This is a genomic window from Bifidobacterium pseudolongum subsp. globosum (assembly GCF_004155535.1).
GTDB classification, from domain to species: domain Bacteria; phylum Actinomycetota; class Actinomycetes; order Actinomycetales; family Bifidobacteriaceae; genus Bifidobacterium; species Bifidobacterium pseudolongum_C.
On sequence record NZ_RYUH01000010.1, the window covers coordinates 187,009 to 205,722 of the forward strand.

Annotated in this window: 14 protein-coding genes; 4 read left to right on the forward strand and 10 right to left on the reverse strand. The window is 62.2% G+C overall.

Annotation, left to right across the window (positions count from 1 at the left end; translation table 11 throughout):
• Positions 1–64: 64 nt before the first annotated feature.
• The 4 genes from pulA to PG2093B_RS04975 form a co-directional block, all read right to left on the reverse strand.
• Positions 65–5,293: a type I pullulanase gene (gene pulA, locus PG2093B_RS04960; protein ID WP_129897539.1), complete on the reverse strand. Its 5,229-nt coding sequence runs from the start codon at positions 5,291–5,293 to the stop codon at positions 65–67.
• A gap of 463 nt (positions 5,294–5,756) precedes the next feature.
• Positions 5,757–6,548 carry a hypothetical protein gene (locus PG2093B_RS04965; protein ID WP_129859618.1) on the reverse strand — a complete coding sequence of 264 codons (792 nt, stop codon included), beginning with the start codon at positions 6,546–6,548 and terminating at the stop codon, positions 5,757–5,759.
• A 14-nt stretch (positions 6,549–6,562) separates the two neighbouring features.
• Positions 6,563–7,411 (reverse strand): hypothetical protein, encoded by an 849-nt coding sequence (locus PG2093B_RS04970; protein WP_129897540.1) that lies wholly within the window; start codon positions 7,409–7,411, stop codon positions 6,563–6,565.
• 4 nt (positions 7,412–7,415) lie between these two features.
• Positions 7,416–8,069, reverse strand: coding sequence for a hypothetical protein (locus PG2093B_RS04975; RefSeq protein ID WP_129897541.1), 654 nt, complete (start codon positions 8,067–8,069; stop codon positions 7,416–7,418).
• A 168-nt stretch (positions 8,070–8,237) separates the two neighbouring features.
• On the opposite strand from PG2093B_RS04975, the gene PG2093B_RS04980 reads away from it, so the two are divergent.
• The 3 genes from PG2093B_RS04980 (at position 8,238) to PG2093B_RS04990 (ending at position 10,432) form a co-directional block, all read left to right on the forward strand.
• Positions 8,238–8,663: a hypothetical protein gene (locus PG2093B_RS04980; RefSeq protein ID WP_026643149.1), complete on the forward strand. Its 426-nt coding sequence runs from the start codon at positions 8,238–8,240 to the stop codon at positions 8,661–8,663.
• 101 nt (positions 8,664–8,764) lie between these two features.
• Complete coding sequence (locus PG2093B_RS09065; RefSeq protein ID WP_242502825.1) at positions 8,765–9,439, forward strand: hypothetical protein; 675 nt, start codon at positions 8,765–8,767, stop codon at positions 9,437–9,439.
• A gap of 27 nt (positions 9,440–9,466) precedes the next feature.
• Complete coding sequence (locus tag PG2093B_RS04990; protein WP_129897542.1) at positions 9,467–10,432, forward strand: GIY-YIG nuclease family protein; 966 nt, start codon at positions 9,467–9,469, stop codon at positions 10,430–10,432.
• A gap of 53 nt (positions 10,433–10,485) precedes the next feature.
• Here PG2093B_RS04990 and aroQ read toward each other — a convergent pair whose 3' ends face one another.
• From aroQ to aroC, 3 genes are read right to left on the reverse strand one after another with little or no spacing between them, the layout of a single operon-like run.
• Complete coding sequence (gene aroQ, locus PG2093B_RS04995; RefSeq protein ID WP_026643152.1) at positions 10,486–10,947, reverse strand: type II 3-dehydroquinate dehydratase; 462 nt, start codon at positions 10,945–10,947, stop codon at positions 10,486–10,488.
• Positions 10,948–11,001: 54 nt separating this feature from the next.
• Positions 11,002–12,648 carry a bifunctional shikimate kinase/3-dehydroquinate synthase gene (locus tag PG2093B_RS05000; RefSeq protein WP_129897543.1) on the reverse strand — a complete coding sequence of 549 codons (1,647 nt, stop codon included), beginning with the start codon at positions 12,646–12,648 and terminating at the stop codon, positions 11,002–11,004.
• 5 nt (positions 12,649–12,653) lie between these two features.
• Positions 12,654–13,841, reverse strand: coding sequence for a chorismate synthase (aroC, locus tag PG2093B_RS05005; protein WP_129897544.1), 1,188 nt, complete (start codon positions 13,839–13,841; stop codon positions 12,654–12,656).
• A gap of 44 nt (positions 13,842–13,885) precedes the next feature.
• On the opposite strand from aroC, the gene PG2093B_RS05010 reads away from it, so the two are divergent.
• Positions 13,886–14,347 carry a prepilin peptidase gene (locus PG2093B_RS05010; RefSeq protein ID WP_129897545.1) on the forward strand — a complete coding sequence of 154 codons (462 nt, stop codon included), beginning with the start codon at positions 13,886–13,888 and terminating at the stop codon, positions 14,345–14,347.
• Here PG2093B_RS05010 and mltG read toward each other — a convergent pair.
• The 3 genes from mltG to alaS are packed head-to-tail and all read right to left on the reverse strand — an operon-like array spanning position 14,344 to position 18,705.
• Positions 14,344–15,525, reverse strand: a complete 1,182-nt coding sequence (gene mltG / locus PG2093B_RS05015; protein ID WP_129897546.1) for an endolytic transglycosylase MltG — start codon at positions 15,523–15,525, stop codon at positions 14,344–14,346. The genes PG2093B_RS05010 and mltG overlap by 4 nt on opposite strands.
• Positions 15,526–15,552: 27 nt before the next feature.
• Positions 15,553–16,002 carry a Holliday junction resolvase RuvX gene (ruvX, locus tag PG2093B_RS05020; RefSeq protein ID WP_129897547.1) on the reverse strand — a complete coding sequence of 150 codons (450 nt, stop codon included), beginning with the start codon at positions 16,000–16,002 and terminating at the stop codon, positions 15,553–15,555.
• Between the two features lie 6 nt (positions 16,003–16,008).
• Positions 16,009–18,705 (reverse strand): alanine--tRNA ligase, encoded by a 2,697-nt coding sequence (gene alaS, locus PG2093B_RS05025; RefSeq protein ID WP_129897548.1) that lies wholly within the window; start codon positions 18,703–18,705, stop codon positions 16,009–16,011.
• Positions 18,706–18,714 lie beyond the last annotated feature (9 nt).

Sequence of the window (18,714 nt, forward strand, 5' to 3'; positions counted from 1 at the left end):
TGTGGGGCATCCTCCTCGGTATTCAGCTGATGCGCGCCGTTATGGCGCCTGCACCGTTGCCGTCTCAGTCACGGCGGCGGACGATCAGCAGACCGGCGCCCGCGGCCACGAGGGCCACTGCCACAGCGACCAGCAGCGCGATGGCCGAACCGGTCGAAGCGACACCGGCCACCTGCTGCGCGGCACCGGAGGACGACTGCGAACCCGCGGCGTTGCCACCCGGCTGTTCGCCGGCGGCCGGCTTGTCGGTGTCGCCGGGCTCATCCGGGTTGGCCGGAGTATCCGGCTTGGTCGGCTGATCCGGGGTGTCCGGCTGGCCGAGGTCAGAGACCGGGGCGAGCAGCACCGCGCTATGGGCGGGCACCACCACGTTCTGGCCACCCTTGACCGAGATCGCGGCACCGGCCACCGAGGCATCCACACCATCGGCATTGTCGGCCTGGGCCACGGCCTGGACCGGATGCAGGTAGGTATGGCCGTTGGACACGAGCACGCCGTAGTCGCCGGCGGCCACTCCCGGCACGGCGGCGGCCTCATCGCCGGCGTTGAGCGCCACCACATAGGTGCCGTTGTCGCGGGCGATCTCGTACGCCACCACATTGTCGGCCGCCTTGAGTTCCTTCGTGCTGTTCGAGATCTTCTTATAGCTCTCGACACGCAGCGCGGAGGTCTTCTTGCGGATCGCGATGAGGTCCTTGACGTACTGGGCGTGGTCACCATAGTCGGCGTCGTTCATACGGTCCCAATCCACGGCGTTGACCGCGTCACCGGACTTGTAGCTGTTCTCGTCGCCGCCCTTGGTGCGCAGGAACTCCTGGCCCACCTGGAACTCGGAGATGCCGAACGCCATGAAGACGGCGGAGTTGGCGAGCTTCGAGGTCTCGATGACCTTCGCCTTCCGTCCGGCTTCGTTGAGGGCTTCGTTGCGGCCCTGCACAAACAGCGACTTCTCGAGCTTGTCGTTGAGCGTCAGGTTGTCGTGGATCTCCACATAGTTGACCATCTGGCCGGCATTCGCGTACTTGACGTTCGCGTTGCCGTTCGTGCAGAACGCGCCTTCGGCCGTGCCGTCGAGGTTGCGGCAGCCGAGCATGTTGTTCATGATGAGCGGTTCCATGCCCTGCTTGCCCGAGACGAACCCGTTGTCCTCATCGGAGAACACCGAGCCCTTGAGGCCGTCGCGGATCGAATCGTTGAAGAACGCGATGGTGGAGTTCGGGGTGACGAGCTGGTAGCCGTTGGGCTGGATCGACATCGCGGACTTGTCCATCGTGGTGTTCATATCCCAGCCTTCGCCGACGATGATGATCGACGGGTCGATCTTGTCGAGGGCTGAGCGCACCTGCTTCATCGTCTCCACATCATGCAGGCCCATGAGGTCGAAACGGAAGCCGTCCATGTTGTATTCCTTCGCCCAGTAGGCCACGGAATCCACGATGTACTTGCGCATCATCGCACGCTCGGAGGCGGTGTCGTTGCCGCAGCCCGAGTTGTTGACAAGCGAGCCGTTCTGGTAGCGGAAGTAGTACCCCGGCACCGTGAGTCCGAACGGGTTCGCCGCGGCATCGGCAACGTGGTTGTACACCACGTCCATGACCACGCGCAGGCCGTTGGCATGCAGACCGTCCACCATCTGCTTGGCTTCGACCACGCGGTTGGCGGGGTCGGTCGGGTCAGAGGCGTAGGAGCCTTCCGGCACATTGTAGTTGAGCGGATCGTAACCCCAGTTGTAGTTGGAGTCATCGAGCGGCTTCGTCTCGTCGACGCTCGCGTAGTCGAACATCGGCTGGATCTGCACATGCGTGATGCCGAGCTCCTTGAGGTAGTCCACGCCGGTGGACTTGCCCGCGGAGTTCGTGGTGCCGTTCTGGATCATGCCCAGGTACTTGCCGCGCTTTGCGGCGTCCACACCGGAGTTCTCGTTCTTCGTGAGGTCGCGGATGTGCGTCTCCGCGATCACCGCGTCGGTGTTCTTGGAGAACGGCGCCATGCGGCCCGAGTCCTTGACCGTCGTCTTGGCCGGCGACAGCACCACGGAACGCTTGCCGTTGACCACGGAAGCGCGGGCGTACGGGTCGGCGGAGTCGTTGACGGTGCCATCGGCGAACGACACGCGGTAGATGTAGGCGGTGCCGTCGGCGACCTTGGCCGTGGCGCTCCACACACCCTTCTCGCCGCGGTCCATCGCGATGGTGTCGGCGGCTTCGGCGTCGGCGGTCTTGGCGTCCTTGAACGTCACGAGCTCGACCTTGCTTGCGGTCGGGGCCCAGAGCTTGAATGTCGTGCCGTCATCCGCCCAGGTCGCGCCAAGGTCGTCGCCGTCGTAGGCGTATTCCTTGTCGAAGGCGTCAGTGCGCACCACGGAGCCCGCGACGGCGTCGGCCGAACCGAAGCCCTCGATCTCGACCGTGTACTTCGCGGTCAGGTCGAGGTTGTTCTTGAGCGTGATCGTCACGGTGGTGCCATTGGCCTTCACCGCGTCGATGTCGACGGCATTGCCCTTGGCGCCGGTCACCTTCACATCCCCGGCCTTGACATCGGCCGGCTTCGTCAGCTTCGCGTCGATCGCGTTGTTCTGCGCGATCTCGGCCGTCGAGATGCGGGCGCCGAGCGCTGGGCGCGCCGTGTAGACGGTCGCGTCATCCTGCAGGAGCCAGACTTCCGCCTTCGCTGTGCCGTCATTGCTGAAGACGAGGGCATTGGCGGTCATCTTGATGTCACCGTCGGAGCCGTCCTTCTTCTTCCATTCGTCCACACCGTAGCGGCGCAGCAGACCGAAGTCCGATTCGCCGTTGGATGCCTGGTAGGTGTAGTTCGAGAACGATGCGGTGGCGAGCTCGCCCCAGTCATCATGGCCCGTGAACTTCGAAGCGAAACCATTGCTGTTCGAGTTCCACATCCACAGATCCCACTGCGGGACCTTCGTCTCGGTGTCGTCGGCGTTGAAGTACAGGCCGTCGTTGCGCATGTAATGCACGGTCACGTCGACCTTGTCGGCCTTGCACTTGTAGTCGGCGGGCGCTTCCAACTGGGTCTCACGCGGCGAGTTCACGCCGTCGACCCACACTTCCACAGTGCCGTTCTTCTCGGTGAACTTGACGTCACGGTTGCCGTCCTCGGGATCGTCGCTGACCGCGACCCTCTTGGACCAGTCCTCGGTGGAGATGATGAAGCTGAAGTCGGAGAGCTCCTTGTCGAACGTCAGTTCGGCCACCTTGCCATAGCAGTCCTCACCGGTGAACTGGTAGCGTGCGCCGTCAAGGCCGTCGCCGGTCTTGGTCGTACCCCACGTCCACAGCGAATAGTCCGGATCGCCCGGGGCCTCCTTGTAGTGGATGACCACACGGGACTGGCCGCCGATCGCCTCGGGGTTGCCCACCGACAGCGAGCCGTCCTCGACCGCGACATGCGCGACGCCCTTGCGGATCAGATAGTTCTGGCCGCCGTTGCTGTCCCACTCGCTGGCACCATTATTGAAGCAGATCTGATGATCCTCACCCTTGGTGTCGATCGTCTTCGTGTAGTAGCCCTGCGCGTCCGGCCCTTCCATCTGCTCGCCGGGCACGGCGGTCCAGTCGGAGCCGGCGCCATGGTGCACGAAGACCTTGTCCCACGTGTTGACGGGCTTGTACCACACGGTCGTCGTCTGGTCGTCCGGCTTGACGGTGTTGTCCGGGATGACGACGTCCGGGGTGCTCGGGTCAACGGCCACGTCAGACACGGGGTGCGTCGTCTTCGTTGCACCGCCGTAGATCGCGATGGCTTGCATCGCCGGCACGGTCACCTTGACCTTGCCGCCGGAGACGGTCACGGTCTTCGAGCAGTCCTGCACTCCGTAGACGTCGCAGTACTCGCCGTCAGGCATCGATGTCGCGTATTCGGCCGTCTTGTCTTCGGTCGAGTTGTTGATCGCGACAAAGCCCTTGTCGCCACGCGAGAACGCGATGTTATTCGCACCGTCGTCCTGCCACTGCTCGACGGCGGTCCCATCCACGTAGTTGTGGAACGCGATCATGCCGCGCGTCGTCGTCCAACGCTGCTGGCAGTTCCATTCGCCGTCCTTCGTCGAGCACGCCTCGTCGAAGTCCACGTCAGGCACTTCGGTCGCGATCGCACCCGGGGCGCCGTTGTCGTTAACGTCGTACTTATAGTCCGACAGCAGGCGCGGCGTGCCGTAGTCATAGGCGAGCATGAATGCGTTCGCGAGCGCGTACATCGAATCGTTCTTGTACGTGATCGCACCGTCGTTGCGAGCGGTGTCCCAGTTCGTCACGAAGACGTTCGCGTCCTTGGACGCAATCGCGTTCGGATTCGACGACAGGTCGCCGATGCGCGTCGAGAGGTCCTTGAGTTCGGCGATCTTGCCCTTGAACTTCGCGTTGAGGTCCGACTTGTAGTCGAACTGCGTCACGGTGCCGGTCTCCAGGTAATTGCGCGGCTGGATGCCGGGCGCTTCGCTCGCATTGCCGATGACTTCCTGGATCCAGTAGATGTCGTTGGCGTTCTTGCCGACCTTCTGGGCCATCTTGTCTTTGATGCCCTTGATGTCCTCGTTGTTGATGTGCTTGACGGCGTCCATGCGGAAGCCCTTGACGCCCATCTTGTAGAACTTGGCGAGATAGTCGGACTGGATGTCCTGCACCTTCTCGCTCGACGTGTCGAAGTCCCACATCGAGTTCAGGCGGCCTTCCTGCACCTCCTGCTGGTTCTTGTAATCGGAGACGCTTGCGCCGTTGTTGTAGTCATGGAAGTCGGCGGCGGTCACACCTTGCGGATATTGGCCGTTTTCGCCGGTGAAGCCCGGATAGTCGCCGGTCAAGCCGTTGTACTTCGTGCCCGCCACACCGGTCTGCTCGCCTGCAGCGACATCCAAACCGGTCGTCTGGTTGAGCACGACGTCGGCGATGATGCCGACGCCCGCGGCATCACATGTCGTGATCATGTTCTTGAATTCGGCTTCGGTGCCGAGCTTCGAATCGAGTTTGTAGCTCACCGGCTGGTAGCTTGTCCACCATTCGGTGCCCTGGATCGATTCCTGTGGCGGTGAGATCTCGACGTACGCCACGCCTTGCGGGCCGTACGTGTTCGTGCATTCCTTGGCGATCGAATTCCATGTCTGCTGGAATGCGATCACTTGCACGTCCGTTTTCGCGGGGAGGGTGGTCTGCCCGGTGTCCTCCGCGGCGTTCGCCGCCATCGGCACTGCGAGCAGGGCGCCCGTGCCGACCATGGCAACGGCGACGCCTATGCCAGTGGTCCGGCGCATGCAGTCTCTAACCTGCTGAATCACCATAGATGTTCCATTTCTCTTTTCCCTGGACTGGCCCATCCATGAAGCGCTTTGTAAAAACCTCCACCACTCCATCAACGAGCCAGCATGCCAAAGTATGCAAAAGCCTCACATGCTTCTCTTGCATGGATTTCCGAGGAGCTCAGCCACGAGCTTTGCACACGTTTGCAGTGAAATCAGGAATATTCTACACTATTTCTGCACGGATCTGCCACACTTCGTTCACATTGTGCGACACAATGAATCCCCTCCGCCCAAAGAGACGAAGGGGATTCGCAAGGTTGTACACGGTTGTGCGGGATTTACCCCTGTTCAACAAGTGGATATTGCAGCTCATTTGGCGAGCTCGGCCGCCGTCTCGAGTGCGAGTTTGTACCCAAAGAACCCGAGTCCGGTGATAGCACTGATGGCCAGCGGCGCCGCATATTCAGGCATATGCGATATTCAAGTGCGGGAACAACGAAACCTAGCCAATGAACGCCCTGTTGTACACGCCACAGGACACCTCATCCACGTATTGCACTTGCTGGCAGAACATCACGAAGTGCTTATTGATCACATATTGGTTAAGCCCAACGGCTGCTTCCATCTCCTCAACGAAAGCAGCCTCCCCTTTCGTGTAGCCAATCTGCGCCACAAAACATGCAAAGGCATCGGAAGTCCATGGTTCATCCGCTTCCGAGACGGTCCCCTCAACACCTCTCCACACATTCAACCCATTGTTCGACAGCATGATTGGCGGTAGATCAGGATATGCATCACAGTGCGTGGCGTATGCCTGCGCCAATGGAATCGAGACATCCGGATGAGGGCGATTATTCATGCGCACAAGCAGCACAACGGCAACAACCGCAATCACCGCTACGATGGCCCATACTCTTGGGGACGCGCTGATGCTCGCCATGGAACGGCGCGTGGCAGCCTGTTCAGGGGGACGTCTGGAAACGGCATACGCAGACAGCATACGGTCGACATCCACACCTTGGAACAAATACGGCAATGCATAGCCATCCTCACCATCGATGTGCACATCCCATGGATTGTCACGGATCCAGAGATCCCCATGCACAGGCAATACGGCACCCGACTCCCGCCGCCTCCCCTGCAGTACGTGCACACGGTACGCCGGCACTCCATCGTACGCGACGCCTTTGGTCAGCGCGGGGTCGGTTGAGACGTCGACCACCAGGCCAAGCGCATCCAGTCCAGCACCGTCAACGACGATGATATCACCCAATCTCATGGCTCTGCGGGTCATCTGCCATCCTCCATTCAAGTCATGCGCGAGTAGAACACCATATCGTCAGAGACGCTGTTGGGTTGCGCTTCGCCGTACGGTTTGATGATGAGATACGCCACTTGCGCCGGTGGGTTCGATGCATCGATCCCATCGATGGGCAATATGTTGTCAGGCCCCACGCGGACCACTTCCAATGGCTTCTGCACCATGATGATGCCGGCCGAGGCAGGAGCGCCAGTGGACTGGTCATATGCCGGCTTATGCACTGTCTCGCCGTCACATGAGCTTGCATCCGTTTGGGTGCTGCAGTCGATGCGGTAGGTGTATTCGGTGACCATGTGGAATTGTTGCCTGAGCGTCGCGGGGTCTTGCTGGCTTTGATAATTAGGGACCATCAGGGTCGACGTCTGCCCGTCCGGCAACGGGTTCGCATCACCCATCTGGGAGGTGTCCAGCACAAGCGGCATCGCCTGCCCCTCGGTCTGTGGCGTGATGACGACGCAAGTGACACCATCCTTCTGGCACCATCTGCCACGGACGTTATCCGGATCGAACTCACCCTCCCCTGATTGCGCTCCGGCTTTCTCGGAGCTGTTGGCGGATGATGTTGATGCATCTGTGGAAGCCGATCCGCTCGACGCCGAATCATCCGAGGAGGCGCCACCATTCGTATCCCCCTCGCCGAATGATTCATCCCCACTGCGGACATCACACATGACCACACTGTCGAAACCCATGCCACAGCGAATCTTGATATCCATCACCGTTTGCCAAGGCAACGATTCCAATTGTTTGGGATTCGTCACGAGGTTTCCGACGGAGGCGCCGATAAGTGCTCGCCAGAGCGACAATTCATTGGCTCCCGTATCCTGCTCGCCCATTGACTCAAGCATGCACCCCAATGTCGCTGAATCGAGCCCATCGGTACGGGGGGGCAACCGTTGCATATTGTGCGCCGAGCCCTGTGCTGATCGTCTGCAGATCGCCGCACTGCCTCAGTAGCCCCAGTGCATATGAATCAGTACTGTCAATGAGGTTGTCCAACCGTTCCTGCCGTTGCTGTTCAGCAACCTGCTGCCGGTGACGCTTCACCAAGACACCCGCACCCAGCACGACCGCAACCACACAGACCACCGCGATAATCCACTTTATGATGGCTGTGCGCCGTTTCCGCCTGTTCCATGCCCCCTCCTCATCAGAGGTCATGCTTTTGCGTGCCACGCCGGCTTTCGCCAGCAGCCTTGCCACATCCTCACCTTGGAAGTGCTCCGGCAGCGCATACCCATCCTCGCCATCGACCCGCACATCCCATGGATCATCGTTGATCCAGATGTCCGTATCCGCCGGCACAGGCGACCCATCGGCATGACGGGAACCACACAATATGCGTATCCTATACGCCCACTTGCCTTGGGAGGCATTCCCCAGGCCACCGGTTTTTTCAGCATCGCCGGATATCTCCTCGACGATGCCGAGCGCCCTGACGCCACGTGCATCGACAACGACGATGTCACCAGTTTCCATCTTCCTGCGCCCCATCGCTTCTCCTTATCTTTTTATCTTTTATAAAAGATAAAAGTAGCTAGAACTGTAATCCACGCCCAGCGACCTGTCAAATCGTCGTACGGAGCCCACGGCAATCCCGACATGCCCGAATGTTGCTCTATCTTGGTAAAAAGATAATGAAGTACTTTGCACGGAAGGACGATGATGGCCGAAATCGTCACCATGAAGATCGGACCGCGAAAGATCCTGGACTACGACGAACAAGACCCCGACAACCATGCGATCACCGCAATCGGTTGGCAACCGGGCCTCTCCCAGCGAGACGTCTGGAGTTGCAGCGCCGGCTGGTGGAAGCTCGAACCGGGGCGCGCGGTGCGATGTGATATCGGCATCATCCTCAACCCGGACAACGTCGTCGTCTGCGTCGCCAAAATCAAGGGCATCGTCAAACGCGACGACATGCGCATGTGGTTCCTCGGTGACCTCGCCGGCGAGCGCTACGACCCATGGATCGGCAAAACGCTCGAACGCAACGATTCGAAAAACCCTATCGCCTATTTCGACGAGCGCGCGATCATCCCACCCGAGGCGGTCACCGCGGAGACGACGACGCTCAACAGCAAGTAAAACCGGCTGGAACACGCAATGGGGCACGCTCATCATCATTTTATCTTTTATATAAGTTATCATGATGCAAAGATACTGTCCGCGCATCGAAGAAGGCACCTATGACCACGCTTGGGTTCCGTTATCGCATTCGCCAGAACACCGATGTTCCGCGCTCGGTGCGCGCGGACAATCTCGAACAAGCGGTCACCGGATGGTTGTCCACGCTCGCTTGGTCGGATTGGACGGTCGCCTCACCCTCGGAGGACAAAACGACAGCCCTCGCCGTGCCATTCACCTCCATCGCACGGCTGCAGTCCGCCGGTGCCCCCGGGAACGACTTCCGTGAGCTCAACATCATGGCCTTCGACGGCAAGCCGTTCTATCGTGAGCTCATCGATGACGAACATGGCACGAACATCTATGATGAAGCCATCGACCGGTTGTGGCAGACCGTACAGCTGCTCGAAATCGCCGCAGATGCGGCACACAACGACGGCGCCATCATCGATATCGGCAGGCATCGTATCGCCCTTGCCGAGGAGGAGACGACGTTACTCCCCCCGTTGTGCCTTGACGAAATCCCCCGGTTACCGGATTCCCTGAACACCTTCCGCTCCAAGTTGCGCCCCGTTTGGCCGGCGGATCTCACGTTGTTCGGAACGGCGGACTTCACGGTCGACGATGGATGGTTCGACATGATGTCCCAAGGAGCCACCGCATTGGACGACGCCTATTGGCACGCGCAGCGCCATGACCTCGCCGACGCCGGGGGCCAACACCGCGTGCAGCAATGACCGCACACTGCAAGAAAGGAACAGATCATGGAGCATGACAACTCACCGATTGGATTCTTCAAGATGCTCGGCATCACCGAGAAGGAGCTCTCGGAGTATTCAATCAGGTTGAATCAGAGCAGCGACGCATGGTTCGATGCTATGACAATGTATTATGAGCAGCACGATGCGCTGATGGATTGGGTGTTCACACGCAGGTGGAACGGCAGCAGGGCCGGTGGCAATCTACGGCGGCGCAAGGTGCTGCAGTTCATCCAGCTCAACAGCCGTGAGAAACCGGCAACCCATTGGCTGTTCATCGGCGGCTATGAGGTTGGTGACACGGTGATGCGCGGAGGCAACGAGGTCTATCAACGCAAACCGATCGAGCGCTTCCGCCCCTTCGAAGCGCGCACCGTCGTCGTCTACCGCAAGAGGCGAGGCGCGATACAGATGGTGAACGACATGGCCGATGCCGGGCTGCGGGCGCGCTTCTTCGACACGATGATCGTCGAGAAGATCGCGCAATCGCCTGTGTCCGCGATGCCGTTCCCCGGATACGACAACGTACGTCTGTCCTTCAAAGAGCTCGTCGCCGCCGTACATAACGACGAATGGCGCGGCGCACTGGGAGCTGTCAACGCCGTGTATCTGCAGACCGACACGCTCACCGGTTGGCACTATGTCGGTTCGGCCTACAGCCGCCATGGTGGCGAACGTGGCCTGTTGTCACGCTGGCAGGAATACGCGCAAGGCGACCACACCGGCGGCAACACGCTATTGAAAGACCTGGTCGCCGAACAAGGGGTGTCGTACATCGAGGAGCACTTCCAATATTCGATCCTCGACATCTTCGACCCCCGTGTGGCGAACCGCACGATCATCGAACGTGAGCACTGGTGGATGGATACGCTTGGCTCGGTGCGAAATGAGAAGGCCGACCACCCCCATGGCTACAATTCCAAGCTCCAGTGGCGCCGTACCGGTGAAGGAGAGGATGCCGGCACTGACTGACAGGTCGTCTGGCGCCCTTCCCCTCATCGTATCGGTGTTGGAATGTATTCCGCTCACGCCTTCGTCAGCTCGGCCACCGCCTCAAGCGCGAGTTTGTAGCCGAAGAAGCCAAGGCCGGTGATCGTGCCGGTGGCGACCGGGCTGATCACGGAACGCTTGCGGAACTCATCGCGCGCGGCCGGGTTCGAGATGTGCACTTCGATGAGCGGCATATCCGCATCAAGCACCATGTGCGCTGCGTCGGCGAGCGCATACGAGTAATGCGTGAACGCGGCCGGGTTCATGACAACCGCCTTCTGCCCCTCGGCCGCCTCGTGCATCCACTGCACCATCTGCGCTTCGTCGTCGGTCTGCCGCACGTCCACGTCGAGACCAAGCTCCTGCGCCCACTGCGTGCACAGCCTGCGCAGCTGCTCGAGGTCCTGCCTGCCGTACACGTCCGGCTGCCGTACGCCGAGGCGCCCGAGATTCGGTCCGTTGACGACGATCACCTTGACTGGCTCAGCTTCGGCCATATCCACTCCAATCCTTTGCGGGCTTCCCAGCCCCATGATAATACCGTCTGCGCGTCACGCCTGTTGGCGCACGCGTTCGAACGCCTCGCGCACCGCTTGAGCATCGGGGGCGTTGAGGTGGAACGGCTTGCCGATCTTTTCGAGCCCCACGAACCGCAGTGTATTACCGCGCGCCTTCTTGTCGCGGTGCATCAGGGCGAGTACCGCGTCGAAATCGGCGCCGTTCCAAGACGTGGGCAGCCCGAGCCGGTCGAGCAGGTCGTAGGTGTATTCCACGGTCTGACGGTCGAGGTGCCCGGTCAGGTTCGACAGTTCGGCGGCGTAGATCATGCCGACGGCCACCGCGTTGCCGTGCCTCCAGCGGAAATGCTCGAGTTGTTCGACCGCGTGGCCGAACGTGTGGCCGTAGTTGAGGAACTCGCGCAGGCCCGCTTCCTTGAGGTCGGCGGACACATGGTGCGCCTTGACGCGCACGGTGCGTTCGATGAGTTCGGCGACGACGGGTTTGAGGGGCGAGTCGAGGAATGTCTCGCCGTCAAATGCGCGCAGTTCGCTGGCATGCTCCTCAAGGATCGTGAGGATCTCAGGGTCGCGGATGAAGCCTGATTTCGCTACTTCGCCGAGGCCTTCGATGAAGATGTCGTTCGGCAGCGATGTGAGTGTGCGCAGGTCGGCGAGCACGCCGGCCGGCGTGTAGAACGAGCCGACGAGGTTCTTGCCTTGTGGTGTGTTGATGCCGGTCTTGCCGCCCGTCGACGCGTCGACCATCGCCAGCAGCGAGGTCGGGCAGTTCACATAGCGTACACCGCGCATCCATGTGGCCGCGATGAACCCGGCGAGGTCGGTGCAGGCGCCGCCGCCAAGGCCGACAATCGCGTCGGACCGTGTGAAGCCTTCGTTGCCGAGCCTTTCCCAGATGCCGTTGGCCACGTGCGCGGTCTTGCCCGCTTCGGCGTCGGGCACCACAATGTCGCTCACCTCGTAGCCTGCCTTGCGCAGGATCGCGCGGGCGCGGTCGGAGTGGCGTTGCACGGATTGCGTATGGATGAGCGCCACGCGCACCGGACCTTCGCCGAGCACGTCCGGCAGGTGGTTCAACGCGCCTTCGCCGATGCGCACGTCGTAGGGTTCAATGCCGGAACCGTCGACATGCACAATGCCTTCGTCTGTCATCTCGATCATCTTTCTCGCTGCGGTTTTCGGGGTCATGCCGTGGGTGCGTACCACGACGTTGCTCACGGCACGGTAGGTCGGGTCGCGCTGTTCGTAGAGGGCCATCCAGCGTGCATCGGCGTCACCGTCGAGCATCGGCCGGCCGCCGGCACGGCGTGCTCGGGTCATGGCCTCATGCGGGTCCGCCTGCAGGTAGATCACCTTGCCGCCGGCGCGCGCGTATGCGGCCAGCCCTTGCTGCACGGCCGGCGTCATCGGGGCGCCCCCGCCCAGCGCGTAGATGCCGTCGAATCCTTCGAGCGTCTCGAGGATCACCTCGCGTTCCACCTCGCGGAACGCGGTCTCGCCCTGCTGTGCGAAATACTGTGGGATCGACATGCCGATGCGCCGTTCGATCTGGATGTCGGCGTCGCGGAACGGCAAGCCCATCATCTGCGCCATTTCCTTGCCGAGCCGGGTCTTGCCCGCCCCCATCATGCCGATGATGACGGCCAGGGGGCGCACTGCCCCATCAGGTGTATTGGCCATGGCACTCACCGCATGTGCTCTGGCCACGAGGCCAGGTAGCTTTCAAGGTTGCGCCGTGTCTCGTCCACACTGTCGCCACCGAACTTCTCGAGCAGTTCGCGGGCCAAGGTGAGGCGCACCATGGCCTCGACCACAACGGCCGCAGCCGGCACCGCCGTGCTGTCGGAACGCTGGTTGATCGCCTGGGCCGCCTCACCCGTGGCCACATCCACGGTGCGCAGCGCCTTGGGGATCGACGGGATCGGCTTCATCGCCGCGCGCACGCGGATCGGCTGCCCATTGGACATGCCGCCTTCGATGCCGCCGGCACGGTTCGTCAGACGGTCGATATGGCCGTCATCGCCCACCACCATCTCGTCGTGCGCCTGCGAGCCCGGACGCATCGCTTCAAGGAACCCATCGCCGATCTCGACGCCCTTGATGGCCTGCACGCCCATGACCGCGGCGGCCAAGGCGGCGTCGAGCCTGCGGTCGGATTCCACATAGGTGCCGACGCCTGCCGGCATGCCATAGGCGATCACCTCGACGACACCGCCAAGGGTGTCCGCATTGGCTTTCGCCTCATCGATGCGCGCGATCATCCGCGTTTCGGCGTCGCTGTCGAGCGTGCGCACGGGCGAGGCGTCCAAGCGCTCCACGTCGTCGGGGGTCGGGTCCGCCGACTGTCCCTCGACACCTGCGCCACCGATGGAGAGCACGTGGGAGACGGTGCGGATGCCCGCCACCTGCTCGAGGAACCGTGCGGCCACCTCACCCAAGGCGACGCGCGAAGCTGTCTCGCGTGCGCTTGACCGTTCAAGCACCGGGCGGGCGTCATCGAAGCCGTACTTGCGCATGCCGGTCAGGTCGGCGTGCCCGGGGCGTGGACGGCTCAACGGCGCATTGCGGCCCTCGCGCGCGATCTCGTGATCGAGCGGGTCGGCGCTCATCACTTCCGTCCACTTGGGCCATTCGGTGTTGCCGATCTCGATGGCGATCGGCGAGCCGAGCGTGCTGCCGTGGCGCACGCCGGTGAGCAGACGCACTTGGTCCTGTTCGAATTTCATGCGCGCGCCACGGCCATACCCCAGCCGTCTGCGGGCGAGGGCCCCACGAATGTCGTCGCTCGTGACCTCAACCCCGGCCGGAACCCCTTCGATCATCGCCACAAGCGCCTCGCCATGCGATTCGCCCGCCGTCTGCCAACGCAACATGCCCGCTCCTTTATCTCGGTGAATACTGCGACTATCTTAACGGTATGCCGTACCTTTGCTACCTGCCGAGTCTGCTCTTCGGAATCGCCGTAAGCGCGCACGATGTGCGCACGCGGCGCATTCCGCGCGCATGGATCATGTGCGGCGTGCTGTGCCAGCTGGCGGCATTCACCGTGGCCGCGGCATATGCAGGACGATGGGAAGCACTCGCCGGAGCGCTCACCGGCATGGTGGCGGGCGCCGGCATCCAGTTGGCGCTCGCGTTGATGCGTCCCGGCGCGGTCGGGCTGGGCGATGTCACACTCTGCGCGCTCGTGGGATGCGCCGTCGGCGGTCACTCCTCCACCGCCTTTGTGCTGTGGTGGATGTGCATGGCGGCCATCGGCGCGGGATGGATCCTGGCATGGCAGGCACTGCGGCATATGCAGATGACCGGTGCAGGCAAAGTGCCGTTCGCACCGGTCATCGTGGCGGCGGGAGTCGCCGCCATTGCGTTCTTGGGTTAGTTCGCGCCGTCGTTGTTCTGCTTGTACTCCTGCACGTACTGTTCGAACTGGTCGTAGTTGTCGGTGAACTTGGTCTCACCGGTCTTGAGGTTCGTCGTCACGAAGTACAGCCAATTGCCGTCGCTGGGGTGCATCGCCGCCTCGACGGCGTCATCGCCCGGATTGCTGATTGGGGTGGGAGGCAGTCCCTTGTTGACGCGCGTGTTGTATGGATTGCTGCCGTCGTTGAGCTGGTCGTTCGTCAATTCGGCGCCGTTGATGCCGAATCCATAGGCCACTGTGCTGTCCATGCCGAGCGACATGTCGTCGTTGAGTCGGTTTTGGATGACGCGGCTGACCATGCCGTAGTATTCGGACGAATTGACCTCTGCTTCCACGATGGAAGCGATGATCAGTGTGCGTTCACGGTCCGTGCCTTGCGGCACACCCAGCTCGTCGAGCTTGCTGATGCGCGCCTTGACCATATCGGTAAGGATCTGCGTGGCGCTGGGGTCCGCCGAGACGTTGTACACGCCCGGCTCAAGCCAGCCTTCGAAATTGCCGTTGGCTTCCGCCGGCAGGATCTTCGACGCCTCTTCGGCGTTGGTGGTGACGGCCTCGAAGTCCTTCAGTTCGATGCCGGACGCCTCGGATGCACGTTCGAGCACCGCCTGCAGACGTTCGCCCTGCCGCACTTCCACGAAGCCCTTGGCATTGCCTTGGTCGGAGAGGATCTGCGCGGCCTGCGACGCCTTCATCTGGTGTTTGAGCTCATAGGTGCCCGGGTACAACGTCATGTCGTTTGCGGAGACCACGCCGGTGAACGCGTCCACGGACTTGATCACGTCCTCCCGCACCAGATGCTCGGCGATTTGCGTCACGCCTTCCCCGGCGGTGACCGTGAACGCGACACTGCCGGAGCCCGGTCCCGGGTAATCCTCGACGACCGAGGAATCCGCAAGGGTGTTGTGCCGCCATTGCTTGACGGCGCGGTAGGCGTAGATGCCACCGACGATCAGCGCGATGACCACCGCAATCACGATGGTGAGTTTCACCATCCTATGGCGTTGCTTGCTTTTGCGCTTCATGCGCATGTCACGACGCGACCGGGGTGGTGCAGGGGGTGCCCCCGCATCGTCCTGTTGCGCATTCCCCCATGAATCATCGTCATTGAAAAAATCATGGATGTCGTCTGACACGCTTGCTCCTCATAACTTCATCTATGCTCATGGTCGGTCGAGCGCCATCTGGAGGATGGTCACCGCGGACTGCTGATCGACGACCGCCCTGTGGTGGCGACTGTCGACTTGGGCATCGAATAGCCGCCGATGGGCGTCGACCGTCGTCAGCCGTTCATCTATGAGCATAACATCTGGCATCCATGTGATGCCAGATTGTGGATCATTCCGCTCATGTTCAAGCCGTGTGACCAGATTGGTGGACCAGCGGCGCGCCTTTTTCGCGCTACGCCCTTCGGTCCCATCCATATCCAGTGGCAGGCCGATGACAACACGATCCACCCGGTTGTCTTCGATGACGTTGAGCACGTCATCGAACGCCTCGAAATAATCCCGCCGGACTGTGATGTTGCCGGCGGGATGCGCCAGCGTGAGCTCCGGGTCGGACAATGCCAGTCCGACCCGTGCGTTCCCCAGATCAACGCCAAGCCACACCATACACGCTCAGGCCTTCGCGGCCTCACGCTGCAGTGCTTCGAGCGCGGCGTCGATCTGCGTCGCGTCGGAGCCGCCGCCCTGGGCGAAGTCGGGCTTGCCGCCGCCACCGCCGCCGAGCATCTTGGATGCGCCACGCACCAGGTCACCGGCCTTGATGCCGTCCTTGCGCGCAGCCTCATTCGTGGCCACGGCCACCATCGGGCGGTCGTCCTCGTTCACGCCGGCGAGGGCCACCACCACGGGCTTGTCGTCTCCCAGACGGTTGCGGATGTCCATGACGGTCTTGCGCAGCACGTCGAAGGAACCGAAGTGGCCGACATTCTTCGCGGCCACCACAACCGGCGCGTTCGATTCCTTGGCGGTCTGGATGATCCGCGGCACCGAGGCGGCCAGCTGGGCCTCGTACATCGACGCGAGCTTGCGGTCGGAATCCTTGAGCTTGGCGAGCAGCGTGTTCACACGCTCGGCGAGCTCGTCGGGGCGCGCGTTGAGCGTGTCGGACAGCTGCGAGACGAGTGCATGCTCACGTGCGTTGTAATCGTAGGCGCCTTGGCCCACGAGCGCGTCCACACGACGCACGCCGGAACCCACCGAGGCTTCGGACAGGATGTTGACCATGCCGATCTTGCCGGCGTAGTCGACGTGCGTGCCGCCGCACAGCTCACGGCTCCAGCCGTCGTCGCCGATCGTCACAACACGCACCACATCGCCGTACTTCTCACCGAACAGGTGCATGGCGCCGAGCGCAATGGCGTCGTCGAACTTCATCTCCTGTGTCGACACACGCAGATTGTCGCGCAGACGGTCGTTCACGCGCGCTTCCACAGCGCTCATGAGCGACTTGGTCGGGGCCTTGGGCCACTGGAAGTCGAAGCGCAGGCGGTTCGGCGCGTCTTCGGAACCGCGCTGGGTGGCCTGTGGGCCGAGCTCCTCACGCAGCGCCTTGTGCACGATGTGCGTCGCGGTGTGCGAACGGGCGATCGCGCCACGGCGTTCGACGTCGATCTCCGCGGTCACTTCGGCGCCGACGACGAGCGTGCCTTCGATGAGGCGGCACTGGTGCACGATGAGGTCCTTGATCGGCTTCTGCACGTCGTCCACCTCAAGCACGGCGCCATCATCGGAGACGATGTCGCCCTGGTCGGCGAGCTGGCCGCCGGCCTCCGCGTAGAACGGCGTACGGTCCAGGATCACCTCGACGGTGGCGGGGGCCGACACCGCCGGCACCGAGCCGACGCCTTCCTGCATGATGCCGATGACACGGCTGCGCGACGTCATGTCGGTGTAGCCCAGGAATTCGATCGGCGACTGCATCTTGTTCTTGAAGTCGTCGTATTCGCTCAAGTCCACGTTGTGGCGCTTCTTCAGCGCATCCTGGCGGGCGCGCGACTTCTGCTCGTTCATCAGTTCGCGGAACTTGGCCTCGTCGACCTTGACGCCCTGGTCCTGCGCCATTTCGAGGGTCAGCTCGATCGGGAAGCCATAGGTGTCGTGCAGCGTGAACGCGGCGTCGCCGGAGACCACCGGCTGCGCATCCTGCTTGCCTGCCGCCTGCTCCTTGGCCTGCTTCACGGCGACGTCGAAGATCTCGATGCCGTTCGTCAGCGTACGGCGGAACGCGTCCTCCTCGCCGTACGCGGCTTCGGAGACATCGTGGAACGTGGTGGCGAGCTCGGGGTAGTTCGGCTCCATCGCGGCTTCGGAGACCGGCAGCAGTTCCGGCATCACCGGCGTCATCACGCCGAGCACACGCATCGCCTCGATGGTGCGGCGCAACAGTCGGCGCAGCACATAGCCGCGGCCGGCATTGCTCGGGCGCACGCCATCGCTCATGATCATCAGCGCCGAACGCACATGGTCGGCGACGACGCGCAGCTTGACGTCGGCGTCGGCGTTCTCGCCGTACTTGACGCCCGCGAGCTTTTCCGCGGCTTCGATGACCGGGAAGACCTCATCGGTCTCGTAGATGTTCTGCTTGCCCTGCAGCAGGTATGCCAGACGCTCAAGGCCGGCACCGGTGTCGATGTTCTTGTGCTTGAGCTCGCCGGCGATGTGCAGGTCGGTCTTCGACTTGACGTTGTCGACCATGTAGTTCTCGAACACGAGGTCCCAGATCTCGATGTAGCGGTTCTCGTCGGCGATCGGGCCGCCTTCCTTGCCGTACTCGGGCCCACGGTCCACGTAGATCTCCGAGCAGGGGCCACCGGGGCCGGGGCCGCCGGTCGTCCAGAAGTTGTCTTCCATGCCCAGGATCTGGATGTGCTCGGGGTCGACGCCCTCGTTGCGCCAGATGGCGCGAGCTTCCTCGTCGTCGGTGTAGGTGGTCATCCACAGCTTTTCGGGGTCAAAGCCGTAGCCGCCCTGCTCCACCGGCAGGGTGAGCAGCTCGTAGGCGTAGTGGATGGCCTCTTCCTTGAAGTAGTCGCCGAACGAGAAATTGCCCAGCATCTGGAAGAAGGTGCCGTGGCGGGTGGTCTTGCCCACCTCTTCGATGTCGAGCGTGCGCACGCACTTCTGGTTGCTCGCCATACGGTGACTCGGCGGGGTCTGCTCCCCCATCAGGTACGGGATGAACGGCACCATGCCGGCGATCGTGAACAGCGTGGTGGGGTTCGGCGAGATGAGCGAAGCCGACGGCACCACCAGATGGTCGTGCTTCTTGAAATAGTTGAGATAGGTCTGTGCGATCTGCGCGGTACGCATGTAGGGGGA